The organism is Noviluteimonas caseinilytica (assembly GCF_018406605.1).
GTDB classification, from domain to species: Bacteria; Pseudomonadota; Gammaproteobacteria; order Xanthomonadales; family Xanthomonadaceae; genus Noviluteimonas; species Noviluteimonas caseinilytica.
The window spans coordinates 648,753-672,738 of sequence record NZ_AP024545.1 but is presented as its reverse complement, the minus strand read 5'-3'; the positions used below and the strand labels follow the sequence as shown (position 1 = coordinate 672,738).

Here is a 23,986-nt window from a genome sequence, read left to right as displayed (position 1 = left end):
AGCATCGTCGTCGGTGGCGCGGCCACGCTCACCCTCGCGCCGGCCTCGCTGCCGGGCGGCACGAACGGATCGGCGTACGCGCAGACCATCACTGCGACCGGCGGCACCGCGCCGTACACGTACGCGGTCACCGCGGGTGCGCTGCCGGCCGGCCTGGTGCTCGCGTCGAACGGCGCGCTCTCCGGCACGCCGACCGTCGCGGGCACGTCCACCTTCACCATCACCGGCACGGATGCGCTCGGCAACTACGGCACGCAGGCGTACACCGTCGCGATCGCCGGTGCGAACACGTTGTCCGTCTCGCCGACGACGCTGCCGGCCGCGACGAACGGCACGAGCTACAACGAAACGTTGAACGCCACTGGCGGTACCGGCCCGTACACCTACGCGGTGTCGAGCGGTGCGCTGCCGGCCGGCATGACGTTGTCTTCGACCGGTGACATCACCGGCACGCCGACGGTCGCGGGCACGTACACGTTCACCGTGTCGGTGGTCGACGCCAACGGCAACTTCGGCACGCAGGCGTTCACCGTGACGGTCGCGGGTGCGAACGCGCTGACGGTCACGCCGCCCACGCTGCCGAACGGCACCAACGGCACCGCCTACGCGCAGTCGATGGCCGCCACCGGTGGCACCGGCCCGTACGCGTACACGGTGTCTGCCGGTGCGTTGCCGACCGGCCTCACGCTCGCCGCGGGGGGCGCGCTGTCCGGCACGCCGACGGTCGCGGGCACGTCCACGTTCACCGTGTCGGTGGTCGATGCGAACGGCGATTTCGGGTCGCAGGCGTACACCGTCACGATCGCGGGCGCGAACACGCTGTCGGTGTCGCCGACCACGCTGCCGGCCGCGACGAACGGCACCAGCTACAACGAAGCCTTGAACGCGACCGGCGGCACGGGCCCGTACACCTATTCGGTGTCGAGCGGTGCGCTGCCGGCCGGCCTCACGCTGTCGCCGACCGGCGGCATCACCGGCACGCCGACGACGGCGGGCACGTACACCTTCACCATCCAGGTCATCGACGCCAACGGCGACTTCGGCACGCAGGCGTTCACCGTCGCCGTCGCCGGCGCCGCGACGCTGTCGATCGATCCGGCGACGCTGCCGGGCGGCACGAACGGCACCGCGTACTCGGCGTCGCTGGTCGAATCCGGCGGCACCGCGCCTTACACCTTCGCCGTCACCAGCGGCGCATTGCCGGCGGGCCTGGCGCTGGATTCGGCGGGCCTGCTCTCGGGCACGCCCACGATCGCTGGCAGCTACACCTTCACCGTCACCGGCACGGATGCGAATGGCGACTTCGGTTCGCGCAGCTACACCGTGTCGATCGCCGGCGCGGACGTGCTGGCGATCTCGCCTGCGACGCTGCCGGCGGGGACGAATGGTTCGGCTTACAACGAAACGCTGACGGCTTCGGGCGGGACTGGTCCTTACAGCTACTCCGTGTCGAGCGGTTCGCTGCCGACTGGCGTCACGCTGTCCTCGACCGGTGATCTGACCGGTACGCCGACGGTTGCCGGCACCTACACCTTCACCGTGTCGGTGATCGATGCGAATGGTGACTTTGGCTCGCAGACGTATTCGGTGACGGTTGCCGGCGCGAATGCGCTGACGATTTCCCCGTCGACGCTGCCGGCCGCAACGAATGGCACCCCGTACAACCAGACGCTTACGACTTCCGGTGGCACCGCGCCTTACACCTACTCGGTGTCGAGTGGTTCGTTGCCGACCGGCGTGACTTTGTCTTCGACCGGTGATCTGACCGGCACGCCGGCGACCGCCGGCACCTACACCTTCACCGTGTCGGTGATCGACGCCAACGGCGACTTCGGTTCGCAGACGTATTCGGTGACGGTTGCCGGCGCGAATGCACTGACGATCTCGCCGGCGACGCTGCCGGCCGCAACGAATGGTTCGGCTTACAACGAAACGCTGACGACCTCGGGCGGCACGGCTCCTTACACCTACTCGGTGTCGAGCGGATCGCTGCCGACGGGCGTCACGCTGTCTTCGACCGGTGATCTCATCGGCACGCCGACGACCGCCGGCACCTACACGTTCACCGTGTCGGTGATCGATGCGAACGGCGACTTCGGATCCCAGACGTACTCGGTCACGGTTGCCGGCGCGAATGCGCTGACCATCTCCCCGTCGACGCTGCCGGCTGGCACCAACGGTTCGGCGTACAACGAAACGCTGACCGCTTCGGGCGGAACTGCTCCTTACAGCTACTCGGTGTCGAGCGGTTCGCTGCCGACTGGCGTCACGCTGTCCTCGACCGGTGATCTCACCGGCACGCCGACGACCGCCGGCACCTACACGTTCACCGTGTCGGTGATCGATGCGAACGGCGACTTCGGATCCCAGACGTACTCGGTCACGGTTGCTGGCGCGAACGCCCTCACGATCGCTCCGGCTACGCTGCCTGGCGCAACGAATGGTTCGGCTTACAACGAAACGCTGACCGCTTCGGGCGGCACCGCTCCGTACAGCTACTCGGTGTCGAGTGGTTCGTTGCCGACCGGTGTGACGTTGTCCTCGACCGGTGATCTCACCGGCACGCCGACGACCGCCGGCACCTACACGTTCACTGTCTCGGTGATCGACGCCAACGGCGACTTCGGCTCGCAGACCTACTCGGTGACGGTTGCCGGTGCGAATGCGCTGACGATCTCGCCGTCGACACTGCCTGCCGCAACGAATGGTTCGGCTTATAACGAAACGCTGACGACCTCGGGCGGCACTGCTCCTTACACCTACTCGGTGTCGAGCGGCTCGCTGCCGACCGGTGTCACGCTGTCCTCAACCGGTGTTCTCACCGGCACGCCGACGGTGGCTGGCACCTACACCTTCACCGTGTCGGTGATCGATGCGAACGGTGACTTCGGTTCCCAGACGTACTCGGTCACGGTTGCTGGCGCGAATGCGCTGACGATCTCGCCCGCAACGCTGCCCGCCGCAACGAACGGCACTGCGTACAACCAGACGCTGACGACCGCCGGTGGCACCGCGCCCTACACCTACTCGGTGTCGAGCGGCTCGCTCCCGACCGGCCTGGCGCTGTCGTCGACGGGTGGCATCACCGGCACGCCGACGACCGCCGGCACCTACACCTTCACCGTGTCGGTCATCGACGCCAACGGCGACTTCGGTTCGCAGACGTATTCGGTGACGGTTGCCGGCGCGAATGCGCTGACGATCTCCCCGTCGACGCTGCCGTCCGCAACTAATGGCACCGCGTACACCCAGACGCTGACGACTTCCGGTGGCACCGCGCCTTACACCTACGCGGTGTCGAGCGGCTCGCTCCCGACCGGCCTGGTGCTTTCGTCGACCGGTGACATCACGGGCACGCCGACGACCGCCGGCACCTACACCCTCACCGTGTCGGTGATCGATGCGAACGGTGACTTCGGTTCCCAGACGTACTCGGTCACGGTTGCTGGCGCGAATGCGCTGACGATCTCCCCGTCGACGCTGCCGGCCGCAACGAATGGCACCGCGTACAACCAGACGCTGACGACTTCCGGTGGCACCGCGCCTTACACCTACTCGGTGTCGAGTGGTGCGTTGCCGACCGGTGTGAGTTTGTCTTCGACCGGTGATCTCACTGGCACGCCGACGGTTGCTGGCACCTACACGTTCACCGTGTCGGTGATCGACGCCAACGGCGACTTCGGCTCGCAGACCTACTCGGTAACGGTCGCCGGTGCCAACACGCTGACGGTCACGCCGCCCACGCTGCCCAACGGCACCAACGGCACCGCGTACGCGCAGTCGATGGCGGCGATCGGTGGCACGGGTCCGTACACCTACGTCGTCTCCAGTGGCACGCTGCCGACCGGCCTGTCGCTCGCTTCGGGCGGTGCGCTCACGGGCACGCCGACGGTGTCGGGCTCCTCCACGTTCACCGTGTCGGTCACCGATGCGAACGGCAACTTCGGTTCGCAGGCGTACACCGTCGCGATCGCCGGCGCCAACACGCTGACGGTCACGCCGCCCACGCTGCCCAACGGCACCAACGGCACGGCGTACGCGCAGTCGATGGCGGCGGTCGGTGGCACGGGTCCGTACACCTACGTCGTCTCCAGCGGCACGCTGCCGACGGGCCTGTCGCTCGCTTCGGGCGGTGCGCTGTCGGGCACGCCGAGCGTCGCGGGCACCTCCACGTTCACCGTGTCGGTCACCGATGCCAACGGCAACTTCGGTTCGCAGGCCTACACGGTGGCGATCGCGGGTGCGACCAACCTGGCCATCACGCCGGCGACGCTGCCGGCCGGCACCAACGGTGCGCCGTACACGCAGGCGATCACCGCGACCGGCGGCACGCCCACCTACGCGTACACGATCACCAGTGGTGCGCTGCCGTCGGGCCTGACGCTCACGAGCGCCGGTGCGTTGTCGGGCACGCCGACGACGTCGGGGTCGTACACCCTCACCGTCGGCGTCACCGATGCGAACGGCAACTCCGGCACCCAGGCCTACACGCTCGTCGTGGCCGGCGCGCAGTCGCTGACCATCAACCCGGGCACGCTGCCGAACGGCAACGCCGGCGCGCCTTACTCGCAGGCGTTCAACGCAGGTGGCGTCGCTGCGACGTACACCGTGGCATCCGGTGCGGTGCCTCCGGGCCTGGTGCTCGGCAGCAACGGCGTGTTGTCCGGCACGCCCACCGCGGCCGGCACGTACACGTTCACCGTGCGCGGCGACGATGCGAACGGCAACTTCGGCACGCGCACCGTCACGCTGTTGATCGGCGATTCGCTGCGCGCCGATCCGACGCGCGATCCGGGCGTCAGCGATGGCATCCAGGGCCAGGTGGACGCCGCACGCCGCGCCGGCGAGCTGCAGATGGGCCACGTGTTCCGCCGCCTCGCGTCCTCGCCGACCAACTGCACCGTGCGCGAAGGCGAGGCGTCGAACGACGACGCCTGCGACGACCGAATCCAGGTCTGGGCGACCGGCACGCGCGAACAGCACTACAACCGCGATGGCAGTTCGTACCTCGGCGCGTTCACCGTCGGCGGCGACGTCGCCGTCGGCACGGGCCGCTTCGGTGTCGCGCTGGGTTCGGGCTGGGATGCGGCGACGCGCGCCTCGGGCGTGCGCGGCGACGTCGACAGCCGCGCGATGATGGTCTACGGCCGCATCCCGGTGCAGGACGCGATCGCCATCGACGTGGTGGCCGGCAAGTCCTCGCTCGACCTGGACAACCGCCGCACCACCACCGGTGGCACGGCGCTGGGCAACCGCGATGGCGACACCACGTTCGGCGGCATCGGCATCGCGGCGGACTGGACCATCGGCGCCGCCACGCTCGCCCCGTACGCGCGTTACGAGTTCGCCAGCACGCAGCTCGACGGCTATGCGGAAGCGGGCCCGAACGCAGTGGCGCTGTCGTACAGCCAGCTGCGCACGCGCACCACGTCCTTCGTGTTCGGCACGGAGCTGGGCTACGGCCTGCACTTCGACTGGGGCACGCTGACGCCGCGCCTGCGCATCGAGATGCGCCAGCGCAACGGCGACGACGTCAGCCAGGCGATGGCGTACGTCGACCGTCCGGCCACGCAGTACCTGCTGGTCCGCCCGGGCGTGGACGATCGCGCGGTGCTGGCGGCGTTCGGTGTCGAGGCCGCCTTCCACGGCGTGACCCTGCAGCTGGAATACGGCACCGCGGGCAGCGCGCTGGACAACTTCGAAGGCCAGACCCTCCGCTTCGGGCTGCGCGCCGGCTTCTGACGGCACGGCCAGCGGGACAACGCGACAGGCACGGGATCCGTCCCGTGCCTGTTTTTTTGGGGCGACTCCCCGCATGCTTGCCCGCATGCACATCCTCGTCTGCGGCGGAGCGGGTTACATCGGCAGCCACATGGCGCGCTGGCTCGCCCTGCGCGGCACGCGCGTCACGGTGCTCGACAACCTCTCCACCGGGCATCGCGCCGCGGTGCAGTGGGGCGAGCTGATCGAAGCGGACCTGCGCGATGCCAGCGCGCTCGACCGCGCCTTCGCGGCCCATCGCTTCGACGCGGTCATGCACTTCTGCGCCAAGTCGCTCGTCGCCGAATCGGTGGCCGATCCGCTGGCGTACTACGAATCCAACGTCGGCGGCACGCTGTCGTTGCTGCAGGCGATGCGGCGGCATGGCGTCGAGCGGCTGGTGTTCTCGTCGACGGCCGCGGTGTTCGGGCATCCGATGACGGACCGCATCGACGAAACCCATCCGCTGCAGCCCATCAATCCCTACGGCGCCACGAAGGCGATGGCCGAGCGCCTGCTCGCCGATGCCGCGGCGGCGCATGGCCTGCGTTCGGTGGCGCTGCGCTACTTCAACGCGGCCGGCGCCAGCGACGATGCCAGCATCGGCGAATCGCACCATCCGGAAACGCACCTGGTCCCCAACGTGCTGCGCGCGGCGCTGGGCACGGGGCCGGGGCTGCAGGTCTTCGGCGACGACTGGCCGACGCCGGATGGCACCTGCATCCGCGACTACGTGCACGTCGACGACCTGGCGCAGGCGCACGCGCTCGCACTCGACTACATGGACGCGCATCCGGGCGCGCACGCGTTCAACCTCGGCAACGGCGCGGGCTTCTCGGTGCGCGAAGTCATCGCGGCGGCGGAGGCGGCGAGCGGGCAGGCGATCCCTTTCAGCGTGCAACCCCGGCGCGCAGGGGATCCGGCGGTGCTCGTGGCGGCCAGCGATCTTGCGCGCGCGGCGCTGGGATGGACGCCGGTGCACAACGCCCTTGCGCCGATCCTGGAAAGCGCACTGCGCTGGCATCGCGCGCCGACGTTCTGATGCGCGCGCGATGCGCGCGAGTACGCGGCGACATGTGAAGACCACGTGATTTGTCTTTGTAAATCAGATACTTCCATTGCCGCTCGCGTCGGCACATGATGTGAGGCCTTGCCTGTTGGAAGCGCCTCAATGCCCGTGTTGCCGCAACGTACGATCGACGCGATCACCAAGAACGAACAGAGCCTGCTGGCGCGTTGGGGCCAGGGCCTGGAAACGAGCGGCGCGACGCGCGACGCACGCATCACCGCCGATGAGTTGTCGCGCCAGACGCGCGAATTCCTCCGCCTGCTGGTGAGCACCGCCGCCACGGCCGATGCCACCAACATCACCGGCAAGGACTGGGCCGACACGCGCACGTTCCTCGATGGCCTGTCGCGCACGCGCGCCGAGCAGGGCTTCGATTCCCAGCACACCGCCAATTTCATCTTCTCGCTGAAGCGCCCGATGTTCGAGGAACTGCAGCGCGCCTACGCCGATTCGCCCGCGCAGCTGGCCGACCAGCTGGTGGGCGTGTCCGAGATGCTCGATGCCCTGGGCATGCACACGGTGCGCGCGTTCCAGAAGACGCGCGAGGACATCATCAACCGCCAGCAGGAAGAACTGCTCGAGCTGTCGACCCCGGTCGTGAAGCTGTGGGACGGCGTGCTGGCGCTGCCGATGATCGGCACGCTGGATTCGCAGCGCACCCAGGTGGTGATGGAATCGCTGCTGCAGCGGATCGTCGACACCGGCTCGGAGATCGCGATCATCGACATCACCGGCGTGCCGACGGTCGACACGCTGGTCGCGCAGCACCTGCTCAAGACGGTCACCGCCATCCGCCTGATGGGCGCGGACTGCATCATCAGCGGCGTGCGTCCGCAGATCGCGCAGACCATCGTGCACCTCGGGCTGGACCTGCAGGGCATCGTGACCAAGGCCAACCTCGCCGATGCACTGGCGCTGGCCTTGAAGCGACTGAACATGACGGTGGTCAAGGCCTCCTGACGTGGAACGCATCCCGATCCTCCAGATGGGGCAGTTCCTGCTCGTCACCATCCAGGTCGACATGCACGACCAGCTCGCGCTGACGTTGCAGGACGACCTGTCCGAGCGCATCCGCAAGTCGTCGGCCCGCGGCGTGCTCATCGACATCTCCGCGCTGGAGATCGTCGACTCCTTCATCGGCCGCATGATCAGCACGATCTCCGGCCTGTCGCACATCATGGACGCCGAGACGGTGCTCGTCGGCATGCAGCCGGCGGTGGCGATCACGCTGGTCGAACTCGGGCTCACGCTGCCGGGCGTTGCGACCGCGTTGAACGTCGAGCGCGGCATGGCGCTGCTGCACCAACGAATGCAGCAGGCATGAACGTGCGCGAGAGCGGGACGCAGGCGGTCGCGGTGGAGCAGGACGTCGTCCTGGCCCGCCAGACCGTCCGCAAGCTGGCGCTGCAATGCCGCATGCGCCTGGTGGACCAGACCAAGCTGATCACCGCCGCGAGCGAACTGGCGCGCAACACCGTCATCTACGGCGGCGGCGGGCACATGGACTGGGACGTGCTGGAAGACGGCCTCCGCACGGGACTGCGCTTGCTGTTCCGCGACGAAGGCCCCGGCATCGCCGACATGAAGCGCGCGATGACCGATGGCTGGACTTCCGGCAACGGACTCGGGCTCGGGCTGACCGGTTCGCGCCGGCTGGTCGACGAGTTCGCGATCGACAGCGCGCCGGGCATGGGCACGCGCGTCACCATCACGAAGTGGACGTGAGCGCCGTGCCTGCCGTCCTCGCCGGCGGCTTGCCGCGCACGATCCCGGTCGACGACGCCAGCCGCGTCGGGCAGGCGCGCCGCGTGGTGCAGCAGCTCGCCGAATCGCTCGGCTTCGACGAGGTCGATGCCGGGCGTGCATCGCTGGTGGCGATGGAGCTGGCGACCAACATCCTCAAGCACGCGCAACGCGGCGAGCTGCGCTTGCAGCAGGTCGCTTCGCCGGCGGGCACGGGGCTCGAAATCGTATCGGTCGACAAGGGCCCCGGCTTCGACGCCGCGGCCTGCTTCGACGATGGCTTCTCCACGCGCGGCACGCAAGGCATCGGGCTGGGTGCGGTCGCGCGCCAGTCCGACGTGATGGACCTGTATGCCGACGCACGCGGCGCCGTGGTGCTGGCGCGCCTGTACAAGCGGGGCACGCCGCACCAGGACCTGCGCTACGGCGCGGCGGCGCACGCGGTGCACGGCGAATCGGTGAGCGGCGATGCCTGGCGCATCGCGTTCGACGGCACGCAAGCGAACGTGCTGATGATCGACGGGCTCGGGCACGGCCTTCTTGCGCACGACGCCGCGCAACAAGGCGTCGCGGGATTCGATGCGGATCCGCTCGGCGAACCCGACACCTTGATGGCGTCGCTGCACCAATCGATGCACGGCTCCCGCGGCGGCGCCGTCGCGCTGGCGCGCTACGACGGCGACTCCGGTGCGTTGCGCTTCGCCGGCATCGGCAACCTGTCCGCCGCGACGCACAACGGGCAGGGCTCGCGCGGGCTGGCCTCGCATCCCGGCATCGTCGGCACGCAGTACCGCAAGATGCAGACCTTCGACTTCCCGGAATCGCGCGGCCGCCTGCTGATCATGCACAGCGACGGCTTGCTGTCGCGTTGGAGCCTGCGCGATTACCCGGATTTGCTGGGACGGCATCCGGCCGTCGTCGCCACGGTGCTGTTGCGCGACCACGACCGGGGCCGCGACGACGCCACCGTGGTGGCACTCGCACTTGGACATTCGCGATGACGCAGTCCGGATCAGACGTTGAAGCGCTGCGCGCCGAGTGCGACGCGCTGCGCACCGAACTCGACGAAACCAACCAGGGCGTCGTCGCGCTGTACGCCGAACTGGACAAGCAGGCGGAAGAACTGCGCGAAGCCTCCGAACTGAAGAGCCGGTTCCTGTCGTACATGAGCCACGAGTTCCGCACGCCGCTCGGATCCATCCTGAGCATGACGCGCCTGCTGGACGACGAACTCGACGGCCCGCTCAACGGCGAGCAGCACACGCAGGTGCGCTTCATCAGCAGCGCCGCGGGCGAGTTGACCGAGATGGTCGACGACCTGCTGGACCTGGCGAAGATCGAAGCCGGGCGCGTGACGATCTCGCCGGGCTGGTTCGAGATGGTGGATCTGTTCGCCGCGTTGCGCGGCATGTTCCGCCCGATCGTCGAAGGCGAAGACGTCGACCTGGTCTTCGAAGAACCCGAAGGCATGCCGGCGCTGTACACCGACAACAAGAAGGTCGCGCAGATCCTGCGCAACTTCATTTCCAACGCGCTCAAGTTCACGCCGTCGGGCACCGTGCGCATCGAAGCCGCGTCCGAGGATGCGGACTGGGTGCGCTTCACCGTGACCGACACGGGCATCGGCATCCCGCCGGAACTGCACGACAAGCTGTTCGAGGATTTCAGCCAGATCGACTCGCCGCTCCAGCGCCGCGTGCGCGGCACCGGCCTGGGCCTGGCGTTGTCCAAGCGCTTCGCGGAGCTGCTGGGCGGACACGTCGGCATGCGCAGCGAAGTCGGCGTGGGGTCGGCGTTCTACGTGGTGCTGCCGGTGGCGCTGGCCGGTCCGGAGGCGGGCGATGTCGCCTGACCCCAGCGACGCGGCGCACCCCGGCCTGCCGACGATCCTGATCGTCGACGACAACCCGGCCACGCGTTATGCGATGGGCCGCGTGCTTGGTCGCCAGGGCTACCGCGTGATCGAAGCGGGCACCGGCGAACAGGGCCTGGCGCGCATCGCCGAAGGGATGGTCGATGTCGCGATGCTCGACATCAACCTGCCGGACATGAGCGGCTTCGACATGGTGCGGCTGCTGCGCGCCGATCCGGTCACCGCCCTGTTGCCGATCGTGCATATTTCCGCCGCCTCCACGCACACGCGCGACATGGTGACGGGCCTGGAAGGCGGCGCCGACGGCTACCTGGTGCATCCGGTCGACCCGAACGTGCTGCTCGCGACCGTGCGCACGCTGCTGCGCGTGCGCGCCGCCGAAGAATCCCTGCGCGAGCGCGAGACGCGCGTGCACGCGGAGCGGCTGGATTCGGCGCACTCCGCGCTGGCCGACGAGATCTCCGCGCGCGAGCGCACCGAACAGCAGCTGATGCAGGCGCAGAAGATGGATGCGCTCGGGCAACTGTCCGGCGGCATCGCGCACGACTTCAACAACCTGCTGACGGGGATCATCACCTCGCTCGGCCTGATGGGCCACGAGATCGACACCGGGCACGCGCAGGCCGCCAAGGCCCACGCCGCCACCGCGCTGGACGCCGCGCGCCGCGCGGCCGCGCTCACGCATCGCCTGCTCGCGTTCGCGCGCCAGCAGCCGCTGGATGCGCGCGCGGTGGACGTCAACCTGCGGATCCTGTCGCTCGAAGAACTCCTGCACCGCACGATCGGCGAACAAGTCGCCCTGCAGTTCGACCTCGATCCGGAAGCGGGCATCGCGAGCGTGGATGCCAACCAGCTCGAGAACGTCGTGCTCAACCTCGCGGTCAACGCGCGCGATGCCCTGCCCAACGGCGGCACCATCCGCATCGCGACGCGGCGCGTGTCGCCCACGCGCGCCGATGTGCTGCCGGCCGGCGACTACGTCGAAGTCAGCGTGTCCGACGACGGCACCGGCATCGCGCCGGAACTGCTGGACAAGGTGTTCGATCCGTTCTTCACCACCAAGCCGATCGGGCAGGGCACGGGGCTGGGGTTGTCGATGACCTACGGCTTCGCGCGCCAGAGCGGCGGGACGGCGCGCATTACGAGCGAGCCGGGCGCGGGCACGTGCGTGTCGCTTTTGCTGCCGCTGGCGAACGATCGCACGCTGGCCACCGATCCGGTGCGCAGCCCCGCGAATGCGCTGGCGGACATCCCGGGCAACGGCGAGACCATCCTGGTCGTCGAAGACTCCGACACGGTGCGCCAGCTCACCTCGACGCTGCTGCAGATGTTCGGTTACGTCTGCCTGCAGGCGGCCGATGTCGAACGCGCACTCGAAATCCTGCGCAGCGACCAGTCCCTCGACCTGTTGCTCACCGACGTCGGCTTGCCCGGCATGAACGGCCGCCAGCTCGCCGAGGCCGCGCGCGCGTGGCGCCCGACGTTGCCGGTGCTGTTCCTCACCGGCTACGCGAAGCACACGCTCGCGGTGGGCGATTTCCTCGGCGAGAACATGGACATGATGACCAAGCCCTACGAGGCCGACGCGCTGCTGTCGAAAGTGGCGCGCATGGTGACGCGACCGGTGGGCGCGATCGGCGCCTGAGTCGTCAGCGCTGCGGCACCTTGCGCAGCTTCGTCGTGTCGTAACCGATTGCCTGCAGCTTGCGCACCGCTGCCTCGTACTGCGCCGCCGGCATGCGCGGCGTACGCGCCATGATCCACGCATAGTCGCGCTTGCTGCGCGCCACGATCGTGCTGCTGTAGTCGGGCGCCAGGTCCACGATCACGTACTCGGCCCGGATCGGCCAGAAGAACTGCATGCCCCACACGGCGTTGTTCGTGCCGGGGCGCACGAAGCCCTTCGGCGTCATTGTCTGCACCGGCGCTTCGAAGCTGCCCTTGCGGAAGCGGAACGTCGTGCCGATCGTGCCATCGGCGTTCTTCGCGTAGCGCTCCACCGCGCCCCACGCGTCGCGCTCCTGCCTGGAGGGAATGTGCGCGATGACGTACCAGTCGCCCATGAAGCGGTCGATGTCCACCCGGGCCACGGGCGGGACCGTGGGCGGCGTTGCGTCGGAGGCGCACGCCGTCACCGAGAGCATCGAGCCCAGCAACGCGCTGCCCAGCTTGCCGAAACGTTTCATCGCAGTTCCTCCTTGCGGAAGCGGTAATGCGCGACCATCCATTCGCGGCCGCCGTCGTAGCCGAACAACTCGGCGCACGCCATCCAGAACATGCGCCAGCGTTGCGCCCACAGCGGAGCCGCATCGCCGTAGGCCTCGCGCAGGATCGCCAGCACTTCGTCGCGCGCGGCATCCTGGCGCGCCAGCCAGTGGTTGGCCGTGCGCTGGTAGTGCGTGCCGTCGACGAGCCAGCGGTGCTCGAGGTGCAGGTCGCGCTGGAACATCGCCAGCGTGTCCGCCGATGGCATGAGGCCGCCCGTGAAGAAGTGCCGGCCCATCCAGTCGTCTTCGCCCTGCGTCTCGAAGGGATACAGCAGCGTGCGATGGCAGAACACGTGGACGAACAGCGCGCCGCCGGGGCGGAGCCAGTCGCCGATGCGTGCCATCAGCGTTGCGTAGTTGCGCATGTGTTCGAACATCTCCACCGAGATGCAACGGTCGTAGTGCGCCGCGGGCAAGAGGAGCTTGTTCACGTCGCTGGTCACGACGCGGACGTTGGCGAGCCCGCGTTCGCGCGCGACGGCTTCGATCTGCTGGCGCTGCGCGTTGGAATTGGAAACGGCGGTGATGCGTGCATTCGGATAGCGCCCGGCCATCCACAGCGTGAGCGAGCCCCAGCCGCAGCCGAGTTCGAGGATGTCCTGGCCGTCTTCCAGCTGCGCGCGCTCGGCATACGCGGCCAGCATGGCCTCTTCGGCTTCGGCCAGCGTTTCGTCGCCGCGCGGATACAGGCATCCGGAATACTTCATGCGCGGCCCGAGGCAGGCGCGGAAGAACGCGGCCGGCAGCTCATAGTGCTGGCGGTTCGCCGCATCGACGTGCACGGCCACCGGACTGCTGCGCAGCATGCGCAGGTGCGCCTGCAGCGTGGCTTCCTGTTGGGCAGGTCCGCCCGCGCGTTCGTCGCGCAACCGCTGCGCGCACAGTCTGCGGATGCCGAGGCGCACCGCGGCATCGGGCAACCAGCCCCGTTCGGCCAGGCCGAGCAGGCCGGGCGCGGGCGCATCGTGGTGCGGCTCGAGGTGTTCGATGGCAGTGTTCATGGCGCGCTCCGTGCAGGCTTGGCGGGCGGTTTCGGGATTCAGGGGAAGAACATCGGCGTGTCGCGCATGTAGGCGCGGTAGTCCTCGCCGCGCGTGCGCAGCGCTTGCGCCTCGGTGAAGGGCACGCCGCTCAGGTAGCGCAGGAACACGTACATCACCCCGGGCCCGGTCCACGCCAGCCAATGCCACGGCGAGCCGATCGCCAGCAGCACGTACGCGAACCAGTGCAGCCATTCGAAGAAGTAGTTGGGATGGCGCGAGAACCGCCACAGCCCGCTGCGACAGGTGCGTCCCTTGTTCGCGGGGTCGGCGCGGAAGCGCGCGAGCTGCGCATCGGCGACCGCCTCGCCCGCGACGCAGGCGATGAACACCACGATCCCCGCGACCAACCACGGCGTCCACGCCGTTACCGGATTGCGCGCCACGGCGAGGAGCGGCACCGCGAACAACACGATGAGCAGCGCCTGCGCCTGGAAGAACAGGAACCACTTGCGCTGGTCGCCGTCCCAGCGTTCGCGCAGTTGCGCATAACGTCCGTCTTCGCCTTCGCCCCGCACGCGCCGCAGGAGATGCAGCCCGAGCCGCAGGCCCCACGCGCCGCCGAGCAGCGCGAGCGCCACGCGCGGCAGGACCGCGCCATCCCCGAGCGCCGCGACGAGGACGGCCGCGCCGCCGACGCCGAATGCCCACACCACATCGACGATCCCCGCATTGCGATGCGCGCGCTGCCACGCCCACGCCAGCGCCTGCGCCAGGGCGGCCAGGGCCCACGTGAGCGCGAGCGGCGAGAGCGGATGGTCCGCGAAGAAGTCCATCTCAGGCCTCGATCGCATCGAGCGCAGGCACGGCGCCTGCATCGCGCGCCCCGGGTTTCGCGAACACCAGTTGCGCGACGCCGATCGACCGCTCGCGGAACCCGCCTTCGCAATACGCCAGGTAGAACGTCCACAGGCGCGCGAAGCGCGCGTCGTGCCCCAGCGCGAAGACCTCGGGCAAGCGGGCCTCGAAGCGTTCGCGCCAGGCCTGCAGCGTGCGCGCATACGACATCCCGAAATCCTCCACGTGCAGCAGCGCCAGGTCGCTGCGTTGCGTCTTCGCGTCGATCAACGCGGCGAGGGAAGGAATGAACGAGCCCGGGAACACATGGCGCTTGATGAAATCCACCGACCGCAGCGCCCGTGCGTAGCGGTGGTCCTCGATGGTGATCGCCTGCACGAGCGCCAGGCCGCCGGGGCGCAGCAGCGCACCGATGCGTTCGAAGTAGCCGGGCAGCTGCGCGGCGCCGATCGCTTCCACCATCTCGATCGACACCAGCTTGTCGTAGTCGCCGCGCAGGTCGCGGTAGTCCTCGCGCAGCAGCGTCACGCGATCCTGCAAACCCGCGGCCGCCACGCGCGCGGTGGCCAGCGCGTGCTGTTCGCCCGAGATCGTGGTCGTGGTGACGTGGCACCCGTAGTTGGCCGCGGCGAACAGCGCGAAGCCGCCCCAGCCCGTGCCGATTTCCACGACGCGATCGCCCGGCGCGAGCTGAAGCTTGCGGCAGATGCGATCCAGCTTGCGGCGCGAAGCGACTTCCAGCGTGTCGTCCTCGCGCGCGAACATCGCCGAGGAGTACATCAGGTCGTCGGACAGGAACAATCCGAAGAAATCGTTGCCGAGGTCGTAGTGCGCCGCGATGTTGCGCCGCGCACCGGCGCGCGTGTTGCGTCGTGCCGCATGCCACAGGCGCAAGGCGGCGCCGCCCAGGCGCGCGGGGCCGGTTTCCATCGCATCGAGCAATGCGCGGTTGCGCACGAGCACCTGCACCAGCGCGACCAGGTCGTTGCAGTCCCACGCACCGTCGATGTACGCCTCCGCGGCGCCGACGCTGCCGCTGGCGGCGGCGAGGCGGTAGAACGCGGCGTTGTGGACATGCAGTTCGAGCGCGGGGAACGTCCCGTCGCCCAGCAGCGTGGTGCCGAAGGCATCGTGGACCTGCAGGGTGCCGCCCCGCAGGCCGGCCAGCGTGTGCAGCAGCCGATCGCGGAGCAGGCGATCCAGCGGCGACCAGCGCGGCCGCGCCAGCGGGACGACATTGACTTGGACATTCATGCCAGCGGTTCCTGCAAACGGGGATGGGAATGGATCGGTACGCGCTTGCACCACAAGCGCAACGCCTGCCAATGGATGGCGCCGATCACCTGGACGGTCATCAGCGGGTAGCGCCACAGGACGCGCGCAAGCGCCGGGCCGTCGAGCGGGCGGCGTTGCAGCGCGAGCGTGGCGTCGAATTCGCACGCGCCCTCGCGCAGCACCCGCATGTGCACGCGCAGGTCTTCGCCCGGAACCGTGAAGCGCCAGTCGTACGCGCGCGCCATGCCCATGAACGGCGAGACGTGGAACGATTTGTCGAAGTCCCACCGCAGCGCGCGGCCCGCACGCGCGGCCTCGGCGACCGGCAGCACGTAGGCGTGGCGTTCGCCCCACGGCGTGTTGGTGATCTCCGCGACGATGGCGGCGAGCGAGCCGTCGCGTTCGAAGCAGTAGTAGAAGCAGACCGGGTTGAAGACATGGCCGCCGTAGCGCAGGTGCGCGAGCAGGCGCACCGGGCCGCTCGGGCGCGTGCCCGTCTGCGCTTCGACGCGCGCGAGCACGGCGTCCTTCAAGGGTTGCGTCGCCGGCCCCAGGAAATCCGCGCGCCGGAACTCGGCGAGGTTGGGCGCATCCACCGACCACAGCCAGCGTCCGCGGAAGATCGCGTCGACTTCGTCGAGGTCGAGGAACAATTGCGCCATCCGGTAGCCGAACGCATGCGCGCGCGGCAGGAAGCGGCGATGGCGCACGCCGCCTTCGTACAGGGCGCTGTGCACGACGGCGTTCATGCGGCCTCCCGGGATGGGGCGTCGACGGGGTCGGGCATCGACGTCCCGATGCCTTCGACGCACCAGCGCACGCCGAGCAATTCAGCCACCTCCACCGCGCTGCGCATGCCGTCTTCGTGGAAGCCCCAGCCCCAGTACGCGCCGGCGTACCACGTGCGTGCGCGCCCCTGGATCGTGGGCCGCAAGGCCTGCGCGGCGACCGCGGCGCGGGTGAACACCGGGTGCGTGTACGACATGCGCGCCAGGATCTTGGCGGGATCGATGTCCGTCGTGCGATTGAGCGTGACGATCAACGGCGTGCCGACCTCCAGCGATTGCAGCGCGTTCATCCAGTAGCTCACCGTGCAGGCCCCGGTGGCATCGGTGGGCACGTGCGCATTCCACGCGGCCCACGCCTTGCGATGGCGCGGCAGCAGCGACGCATCGGTGTGCAGCACGGTGTCGTTGGCCTGGTAGGGAATCGCACCGAGCACCGCGCGTTCGGTTGCGTCCGCATCGCCCAGCAGCGCCAGCGCCTGGTCGCTGTGGCACGCCATCACCACGGCCTCGAATCGCTCCCCGCCGCCATCGACCTGGACTTCCACGCCTTCGACATCGCGGCGCACGCGCCGCACCGGCGTGCCCAGGCGGACGTCGACGCGCCAGTCGCGTTCGAGCGCGCGGATGTATTGCGAAGACCCGCCGCGCACGACGCGCCATTCCGGGCGCCCGGAGACCTGCAGCATCTGGTGCTGGTGCATGAAGCAGACGAGATGCCGCGCGGGAAATTCGAGGATGGTGGCGGCAGGCGACGACCACAGGGCGCACGCCATCGGGACCAGGTGGTCGTCGCGAAACGCCTGGCCGAAGCGATGCTGCGCCAGGAATTCGCGCAGCGTCGGATCGCCCGCGCCTGCGTCCAGCAACGCAGGGGCGATGCGGTAGAAGCGTGCCAGGTCGCGCAGCATGCCGAGGAAGCGCGGCGAGGCGATGTTGCGACGCTGGCAGAACAGGCCATCGAGCGAGGTGGCGTTGTATTCCAGCCCGCTGCGCGCGTTGCTGACGGAAAATCCCATCGTCGTCGGCTGCGTCTGCACGCCCAGCGCATCGAACATGCGCGAGAGCAACGGATAGTGCGCGCGGTTGTGCACGATGAAGCCCGTGTCGACCGCCACCGCCTGGCCATCGACCTTCACGATGTGCGTATGCGTGTGCCCGCCCAGGCGCGTGTCCGCTTCGAACAGCGTGACCGCGTGCCGGCGCGACAGGAGCCACGCGCTGGCGAGGCCGGAGATCCCGGAACCGATGACCGCGATGCGCATCAGGGCGCCTTCGCCCTCGCCAGCACCCAGGCGGGCACCGGCTTGAGGTCGCGCACCAGGCCAACCGCCGCCATCGCGCGCAACACGTAGTACGACAGGTCGATTTCCCACCAGCGGAAGCCCTGGCGCACGGTGCCCGGGAAGAAGTGGTGGTTGTTGTGCCAGCCTTCGCCGAAGGTGATCAGCGCCAGCCATGCGTTGTTGCGGCTGTCGTCGCGCGTGTCGAAGCGGCGCCGGCCGAACCGGTGCGCGAGCGAGTTGATCGTGACCGTCGCATGGAACAGCACCACGGTGGACACGAAGAACCCCCACACCAGCAGCTGCGGCCCGTTGGTGTGCAGGCCCGGCGCGTAGCGTTCGAGCAAGGCACCCGCCGCGTAGAGCGCGATCGCGAACAGCACCGGCACGGCCGTATCGAAGCGATCCAGCCAGCGCAGTTCGCGGTATTGCGCGAAGTCCGGCACGCGCGCCAGGTTGGTGCGGAAGGCCGCGGGCGTCAGGAACCAGCCGGCGTGGCTCCACAGGAAGCCATGCACGCGCGGGGAATGCGGATCGCGCGCGGTCTCGGTGTGGCGGTGGTGGTCACGATGGTGCGCGGCCCACCACAGCGGCCCGCGCTGCACGCACGCCGCGCCGATCAATGCAAAGACGAACTGCACGGTGCGCGAGGCGCGGAACGTGCGGTGGGAGAAGTAGCGGTGGTAGAACGCGGTGAGCGCGAACATGCGCACCGCGTAGGCGATCGCCGCGACCCACAGCGCGGTCGCCGACACGCCGACCGAGAACACCCACAGGCACGCCAGGTGCATCGCGACGAACGGCGAAGCCCGCAACCAGTCGATGCGACCTTCGCGTTCGCCGGGCACCTGCGTCGTGGTGTCGAACCAGCGCCGCATCGTCGCGGCGACGGTCTGGGCAACGGCCATGGCATCCCTCCTGGAGCGCGGTCCTGTCCGTGTTACGGACGGGACGCCCCGGTGGATGCACCTGCCAGGTCAGATCTGCGCGATGCCGCCCTTCGCCACGACCGGTCCGGACGGGGCCGCATGCGGGATGCCGGCCAGCGGTTCGAGCGTGACGGCGAGCGTCGCGCCGACGCGCAACGCATCGCGCACGGCGGCCGGCACGTCGATGGTCTGCGCCTTGTCGGTCGAGACCAGGCCCAGCGAGATCGGTGCCTTGCCCGCGGGAATGACCCACAGCTCGTTCACGCGACCCTGCGCATCGGCCGGCACGGGCACGGGCGCCAGGTGGACCTGCGCGGCGCCCGGGTCGATGGAGGCGATCCAGCCCGTGCTGCCGTCGTCGCGTTCGAGCACGGTGACGGGGCGCGCGGGCGTCGTCGGTGCAGGCGCGGGCGGCGCCACGACGACCTGCGGCGGTGCGGGCGGCGCGGGACGCTGCAGCAACGCGAAGCTGATCGCGGCGATGGCGGCGGCTGCGGCGAGCGCGGTGGCAAGGCGCCACGTACGCACATCGTTCCAGCGGCCCGGGCGCGTGTCGTCGCCGACCGACGCCCATCCGAGCGACGTACGCACGCGCGGCCAGACGTGCGCGCTGGGCGCCTGCGGTTGTGCACGCAGCAACCAGGCAGCGAAGCGCGCGTCCCAGGCCGCGACCAGGGCCGCGAACGCCGGATCGCGCGCGATGCGTGCCTGCGCTTCGATGCGCTCGTTCGCGTCGAGCACGCCCAGCGCGTATTCGGCGGCGAACAGGTCGTCGTCGCGCGGCACGTCGGGTTCGAGGCGGTCGGCGGCGACGTTCATCGTTCCAGGCACGCTTTGAGTTGCTGCAGGCCGCGCCGGATCCAGCTCTTGATCGAACCGATCGGCGACCCGGTGCGCGCCGCGAGTTCTTCATACGTGACGTTCTCGAAGAACGCGGTGCGGATGAGTTGCCTGCGGCGCGGTTCGAGTTGCTCGACGCAGTCGTCCAGGCGCGCCTTGTCAGCGCTGGCCTCGGCCTGCATGGCGGGCGAGGGCGCGGGGTCGGGCGCTTCCTCGGCGAGTTCCATCGGCGCGCGCGGGGCATTCGGCATTGCGCGCAGGCGGTCGATCGACCGGTTGCGTGCGATCGCGCCCATCCACGTCAGCGCACGCGCGCGGGCGCCGTCGAATTGCGCGGCCTTGCGCCACACCGTGACGAACACGTCCTGCAGCACGTCCTCGGCTTCCGCGCGATCGGGCAGCACGCGCAGGCAGATGCCGAGCAGCAGCGGCGCGGCATCGCGATACAGAGCTTCGAACGCGGCCCGGTCGCCGCCGGCCACGCGCGCGAGCAGCGCGTCGATGGCGTCGGCGTTGCGTTCGGGCAACACGAGGTCGGTCATGGGGCGCGCGCGTCCTGCGAATCGGGGTGCGGCAGGGCGCCGCGGTGTCCGGCGAACCTTAAGCCACGTGCCGTGAAGGGGGAACGTGGGGACGGGACGCCGGACCGGGTGCGGGTGCATGTCCGCCTTTACGCGGCGGAGGGCGGTGCGGATTCAGGGGGGCGCGGCTCAGTCGACGCGGTACACGCGCGCGCCGGGGGTGTCGTCGTCGAGGCGGAAGAACCAGCGGCCCGCCGCGCCGGGCACCACTTTCACCTTCGGCGCCTGCAGCGGTTTCGACAGCGTGTAGTGGCCCTTGAGGACCTTCCAGCGCTGGCCGTTGGCGAGTGCGAACTCGGTGCCGGGTTCCCAACCGTTCAAGGTGCCGACCAGCGTGCTTTCGATCGGCTCGTCGTTGAAGCCGATGAAGCGGGAGCGTTCGGGTTCGCGCTCGGCGTGCGGCGCGGAGGCGGCGACGGGCGCAGGCGCAGCCTCGGCGTCGTCGCGCAGCAAACGGTTGAGTTCGGCGAGCTGCGCGGCGGTCAGCGTGTCCAGGCCGGTGGCGTGCAGCTGTTCCTTCGTGAAGCGATGTTCGAGGTCTACCCACGTCGTCGCGGCGATCGCGCCGGTGACGAAGCAGGCGAGGACCAAGGCCAGGGTGCGTCGCTTCATGCGCGTTCTTCCAGGGGAATCGAGAGGGCGGCCGCGTCGGGCCGCGCCGTGGCGTAGACCTCCAGCGCGCGCTGGATCAGGCGTGCGTTGTCCCACGCCGCGGCATCGCGCGGACCCGCGGCGGACAAGGCGATGCGCAAGGTGTCGTCGCGCAGCACGCGCAACACGTGGCGCGCGAATTCTTCCACGTGCTCGCCGCTCACCACCGCGCTGCGCGCCTTCCGCAAGACGGTGGCGGTGCCCATCACCGCGGTCGATACGATCGGGATGCCGAGCGCCATGGCTTCGATCAGCACCAGGCCCTGCGTTTCGGTGGGCGAGGCGAACAGGAACGCATCCGCCGCGCGATAGCAGTCGAGCAGCGTGGTGCGGCGATCGAGGTTGCCGACGAAGACCACGTTGGCGTCCAGGCCCAGCGTGCGCACGCGCGTGCGCAAGCGTTTCTCATCGGGGCCTTCGCCGGCGATGACGAAGCGGAGTGCGGGCGCGTCGCGCACGACCCGCGCGACGACGTCCAGCAGGAACGGGATGTTCTTTTCGATCGCGAGGCGACTGACCGTCGCGACCACTGGCGCACCGGGCGCGAGGCCCTGCGCGGCGCGGAAGCGTTGGCCGTCGCCGCCCTGGAATTCGTCGAGGTCGATGCCGGTGGGCAGCACCGTGGCAGGCGTGCGCACGCCGTAGGTGCGCAGCACGGCCTCCATCTCGGTGGTCGGTACGATGAGGTGGTCGACCTCGTGGCACAGCTTGCGCGACAGGCGCCGTGCGACCAGCCGCAGCAACGGCGAGGGACACCACGGCAGGTAGTGCGCGATGTATTCCTCGAAATACGTGTGGTAGGTCTCCACCACCGGCGCGCCGGAGGCGCGGGCGAGGCGCACGCCGACGCCATGCGCGCGGAAGGGCGTGTGCACGTGCACGGCGTCGAAGCGGCGCGACGCGAGGCGGGCTTCGACGGCACGCAACGCACGCGCGGTCATCAAGCGGTCTTCCGGATCGAAGAACAACACGCGCGCCGGCACGCGGATCACGTCGAAGGCGGGACCGAACTCCGTGTCGCGCGCGGTCTGTTCGTCCGACGCGCCGTAGTCCGGCGCAACCAGCGTCACCCGGTGGCCCAGCGCGACCAGCGCGCGGACGAACGTGCGGATCGACGTCGACACGCCGTTGACCCGCGGGAAATAGACGTCCGACACCATGAGCAGGTCCATGCGCGCACGGTATGGCGCGCGTGTGACTGTTTTGAGACAGCCGCCTGCGTCAGGCGGCGAGCGGCCGCTGCAGGTCGAAGGCCGGCCGCGGCGCGAGGCGGGCGAGGGTGGCGTGGGTGTGGGACAGCAGGCGCAGCGTGCCGTCGGGATCCTCGACCAGCGCGGTCAGCGATTCGACCCAGTCGCCATCGTTGGCATAGATCAGGCCGCGGCGCATCTCCAGCGCCGCGCGATGGATATGGCCGCACACGATGCCGTCGAGGCCGCGCCGCCGCACTTCGTCGAGCCCGGCCTGGCGATAGCGCGCGATGTAGCGTTCGGCCGCGTCGCTGCGACGCTTGAGGAATTCGGCGAGCGACCAGTAGCGCATCCCGAAGCGCCGGCGCGCGCGGTTGAGCAGCGCGTTCCCGGACAGGATCCGGTCGTACAACCAGTCACCCACGCGCTCCTGCATCCCGCCGAACTGCGTCTGCGCATCGAACTCGTCGCCGTGCACCACCAGCAACCGGCGCCCATCAGCGGTGACGTGGATCGCGCGGCGCCGCACGCGCATCGCCGGCAAAGCGAGCCCGCAGAACCGCCGCGCAGGGCGATCGTGGTTGCCGGGGATGTAGATCAGTTCGGTGCCCGCGCGGCGCAGGGCATGCAGCGCTTCGACCACGCGGTTCTGCGCCGCGCCCCACTGCGCGCGGCGGCACGCCATCCACCACAGGTCCACGATGTCGCCGACGAGGTACAGGCGTTCGCATTGCAGCTGTTCGAGGAAGGTCGCGAGTTCGGCGGCGTGGCAATGGGTCGCGCCGAGATGGCAATCCGAGACGAACGCGGCGCGATGGCGCATGCGGACTCCGGCATTGGCGATGCGCGCAGGCTCGCGCCGCTGCGCGACACGGCGATGACACGCACGCGACAACGCGGTGACGGCGTGGCCACCGGCGTGTCATCGATCGTCCATCTGCGCCCGATAGCCTTGCGCGCCCAGGGGAGGGAACCGACATGCAACTGGGGAAGACGGACAAGGCGCGCGACGTGCTCGCGGGCGGAACGCGCGGTGGCGTGGACATGCGCGAGCGGCGCATCCTGATCCTCGCGGACGGACGCCGCACGCTGGAGGATGTGATCGCGATGCTGGGCGAGGACATCCGGCCGGCCGTCGATCGGCTGGTGCGCGAGGGATACCTGTCGCCTTCGACGCGTGCGCCGGTGGCGATGGAAATCGCACCGCGCGTGGGGCCCGTCGCCACGCAGGCACCTGCCGCGCGACGTCGTTCGCTGGTGGCCGCGAAGATGTACCTCATCGACATGCTGCAACTGCAACGCAGCACCGAAGCGGCCGACCTGCGCCTTGCGATCCAGTCCACCGGCGACGAAGCGTTGCTGGTCGAACGCTTGCTGGAGGGACTCGCGCATTTGTGTGCCACGACGACGGCCAGTTACGGCGCGCGCGTGCGCGAACGCTTGTCGGAAGTGTTGCCGGAAGCCTTGCTGCCGCGTTTGTCGTCGGTGGGTTGAACGCCCGCTTGCACGTTGCTGAATCCGCAAACATGCGCATTCGAATTCGTCGACACACCTGCACATCTCTGAAGCGAACCAATGCATCGCATGAATGCGCGCGCATCTCACGTATTTCTCATGCGTGCTCTTGCAGAGTGTCACCACCGACGCAAGTCGGACATCGGCACCAACCAATCGCAAGAGAGGAGTAAGCACACGATGGGCAACAACCAGAACGACCGCGGCAACATGGGCAGCAACATGGGCCAGGGCTCCGGCCAGCGCCAGGAAGGCCAGGGCAAGGACTCGGGCAAGACCACGCAGCAGACCCAGAACAAGCAGGACGATCGTAGCCAGGACAAGAAGCCCGGCACGTCCGCCCCGCCGCGCGACGACAGCAGCCACCGCTAAGCAACACCACCCTTG

The 23,986-nt window shown here is 69.3% G+C and carries 22 protein-coding genes; 10 read left to right on the top strand and 12 right to left on the bottom strand.

What is annotated here, in order from left to right:
• Positions 1–3: 3 nt before the first annotated feature.
• From LYSCAS_RS03390 to LYSCAS_RS03355, 8 genes are all read left to right on the top strand, one after another.
• A complete protein-coding gene (locus tag LYSCAS_RS03390) occupies positions 4–5,742 on the top strand; it encodes a putative Ig domain-containing protein (protein ID WP_455430086.1) in 5,739 nt (1,912 codons plus the stop codon).
• Positions 5,743–5,827: 85 nt separating this feature from the next.
• Positions 5,828–6,802, top strand: a complete 975-nt coding sequence (gene galE, locus LYSCAS_RS03385) for a UDP-glucose 4-epimerase GalE (protein WP_213435665.1) — start codon at positions 5,828–5,830, stop codon at positions 6,800–6,802.
• Positions 6,803–6,931: 129 nt separating this feature from the next.
• A complete protein-coding gene (locus LYSCAS_RS03380; protein WP_213435663.1) occupies positions 6,932–7,789 on the top strand; it encodes an STAS domain-containing protein in 858 nt (285 codons plus the stop codon).
• A gap of 1 nt (position 7,790) precedes the next feature.
• On the top strand, positions 7,791–8,153 hold the full coding sequence (locus LYSCAS_RS03375; protein ID WP_213435661.1) for an STAS domain-containing protein: 363 nt from the start codon (positions 7,791–7,793) through the stop codon (positions 8,151–8,153).
• On the top strand, positions 8,150–8,554 hold the full coding sequence (locus tag LYSCAS_RS03370; RefSeq protein ID WP_213435659.1) for an anti-sigma regulatory factor: 405 nt from the start codon (positions 8,150–8,152) through the stop codon (positions 8,552–8,554). Before LYSCAS_RS03375 ends, LYSCAS_RS03370 begins: the two co-directional genes overlap by 4 nt.
• Before the next feature lie 5 nt (positions 8,555–8,559).
• Positions 8,560–9,573, top strand: coding sequence for an ATP-binding protein (locus LYSCAS_RS03365; protein WP_213437552.1), 1,014 nt, complete (start codon positions 8,560–8,562; stop codon positions 9,571–9,573).
• Positions 9,570–10,424 carry a sensor histidine kinase gene (locus LYSCAS_RS03360; protein ID WP_213435657.1) on the top strand — a complete coding sequence of 285 codons (855 nt, stop codon included), beginning with the start codon at positions 9,570–9,572 and terminating at the stop codon, positions 10,422–10,424. Before LYSCAS_RS03365 ends, LYSCAS_RS03360 begins: the two co-directional genes overlap by 4 nt.
• Entirely contained in the window at positions 10,414–12,090 is a 1,677-nt protein-coding gene (locus LYSCAS_RS03355) for a response regulator (protein WP_213435655.1), read from the top strand. Before LYSCAS_RS03360 ends, LYSCAS_RS03355 begins: the two co-directional genes overlap by 11 nt.
• A gap of 4 nt (positions 12,091–12,094) precedes the next feature.
• On the opposite strand, the gene LYSCAS_RS03350 is transcribed toward LYSCAS_RS03355, so the two are convergent.
• From LYSCAS_RS03350 to LYSCAS_RS03295, 12 genes are all read right to left on the bottom strand, one after another.
• A complete protein-coding gene (locus tag LYSCAS_RS03350; RefSeq protein ID WP_213435653.1) occupies positions 12,095–12,631 on the bottom strand; it encodes a lipocalin family protein in 537 nt (178 codons plus the stop codon).
• Positions 12,628–13,713 (bottom strand): SAM-dependent methyltransferase, encoded by a 1,086-nt coding sequence (locus LYSCAS_RS03345; protein WP_213435651.1) that lies wholly within the window; start codon positions 13,711–13,713, stop codon positions 12,628–12,630. The genes LYSCAS_RS03350 and LYSCAS_RS03345 overlap by 4 nt, the downstream gene beginning before the upstream one ends.
• Before the next feature lie 38 nt (positions 13,714–13,751).
• Positions 13,752–14,528 carry a DUF1295 domain-containing protein gene (locus tag LYSCAS_RS03340; protein WP_213435649.1) on the bottom strand — a complete coding sequence of 259 codons (777 nt, stop codon included), beginning with the start codon at positions 14,526–14,528 and terminating at the stop codon, positions 13,752–13,754.
• Between the two features lies 1 nt (position 14,529).
• Entirely contained in the window at positions 14,530–15,804 is a 1,275-nt protein-coding gene (locus LYSCAS_RS03335) for an SAM-dependent methyltransferase (RefSeq protein WP_213435647.1), read from the bottom strand.
• A complete protein-coding gene (locus LYSCAS_RS03330; RefSeq protein WP_213435645.1) occupies positions 15,801–16,574 on the bottom strand; it encodes a DUF1365 domain-containing protein in 774 nt (257 codons plus the stop codon). Before LYSCAS_RS03330 ends, LYSCAS_RS03335 begins: the two co-directional genes overlap by 4 nt.
• Positions 16,571–17,875, bottom strand: a complete 1,305-nt coding sequence (locus LYSCAS_RS03325; protein WP_213435643.1) for an NAD(P)/FAD-dependent oxidoreductase — start codon at positions 17,873–17,875, stop codon at positions 16,571–16,573. The genes LYSCAS_RS03330 and LYSCAS_RS03325 overlap by 4 nt, the downstream gene beginning before the upstream one ends.
• The gene (locus tag LYSCAS_RS03320) at positions 17,875–18,801 is read right to left on the bottom strand and encodes an acyl-CoA desaturase (RefSeq protein WP_244858645.1); all 927 of its coding nucleotides are present in this window, start codon (positions 18,799–18,801) and stop codon (positions 17,875–17,877) included. The genes LYSCAS_RS03325 and LYSCAS_RS03320 overlap by 1 nt, the downstream gene beginning before the upstream one ends.
• A 69-nt stretch (positions 18,802–18,870) precedes the next feature.
• Positions 18,871–19,641 (bottom strand): anti-sigma factor, encoded by a 771-nt coding sequence (locus tag LYSCAS_RS03315; protein ID WP_213435641.1) that lies wholly within the window; start codon positions 19,639–19,641, stop codon positions 18,871–18,873.
• Positions 19,638–20,204: a sigma-70 family RNA polymerase sigma factor gene (locus tag LYSCAS_RS03310; protein WP_213435639.1), complete on the bottom strand. Its 567-nt coding sequence runs from the start codon at positions 20,202–20,204 to the stop codon at positions 19,638–19,640. Before LYSCAS_RS03310 ends, LYSCAS_RS03315 begins: the two co-directional genes overlap by 4 nt.
• 168 nt (positions 20,205–20,372) lie before the next feature.
• A complete protein-coding gene (locus LYSCAS_RS15965) occupies positions 20,373–20,855 on the bottom strand; it encodes a hypothetical protein (RefSeq protein WP_244858644.1) in 483 nt (160 codons plus the stop codon).
• Positions 20,852–22,066, bottom strand: coding sequence for a glycosyltransferase (locus LYSCAS_RS03300; protein WP_213435637.1), 1,215 nt, complete (start codon positions 22,064–22,066; stop codon positions 20,852–20,854). Before LYSCAS_RS03300 ends, LYSCAS_RS15965 begins: the two co-directional genes overlap by 4 nt.
• Before the next feature lie 49 nt (positions 22,067–22,115).
• The gene (locus tag LYSCAS_RS03295) at positions 22,116–22,907 is read right to left on the bottom strand and encodes a UDP-2,3-diacylglucosamine diphosphatase (protein WP_213435634.1); all 792 of its coding nucleotides are present in this window, start codon (positions 22,905–22,907) and stop codon (positions 22,116–22,118) included.
• Positions 22,908–23,062: 155 nt separating this feature from the next.
• Between LYSCAS_RS03295 and LYSCAS_RS03290 the strand changes: the two genes are divergently transcribed.
• Both LYSCAS_RS03290 and LYSCAS_RS03285 read left to right on the top strand, forming a co-directional pair.
• Entirely contained in the window at positions 23,063–23,578 is a 516-nt protein-coding gene (locus LYSCAS_RS03290; RefSeq protein ID WP_213435632.1) for a hypothetical protein, read from the top strand.
• Between the two features lie 201 nt (positions 23,579–23,779).
• Positions 23,780–23,971, top strand: a complete 192-nt coding sequence (locus LYSCAS_RS03285; protein ID WP_213435631.1) for a hypothetical protein — start codon at positions 23,780–23,782, stop codon at positions 23,969–23,971.
• The last annotated feature ends 15 nt before the right edge of the window (positions 23,972–23,986 follow it).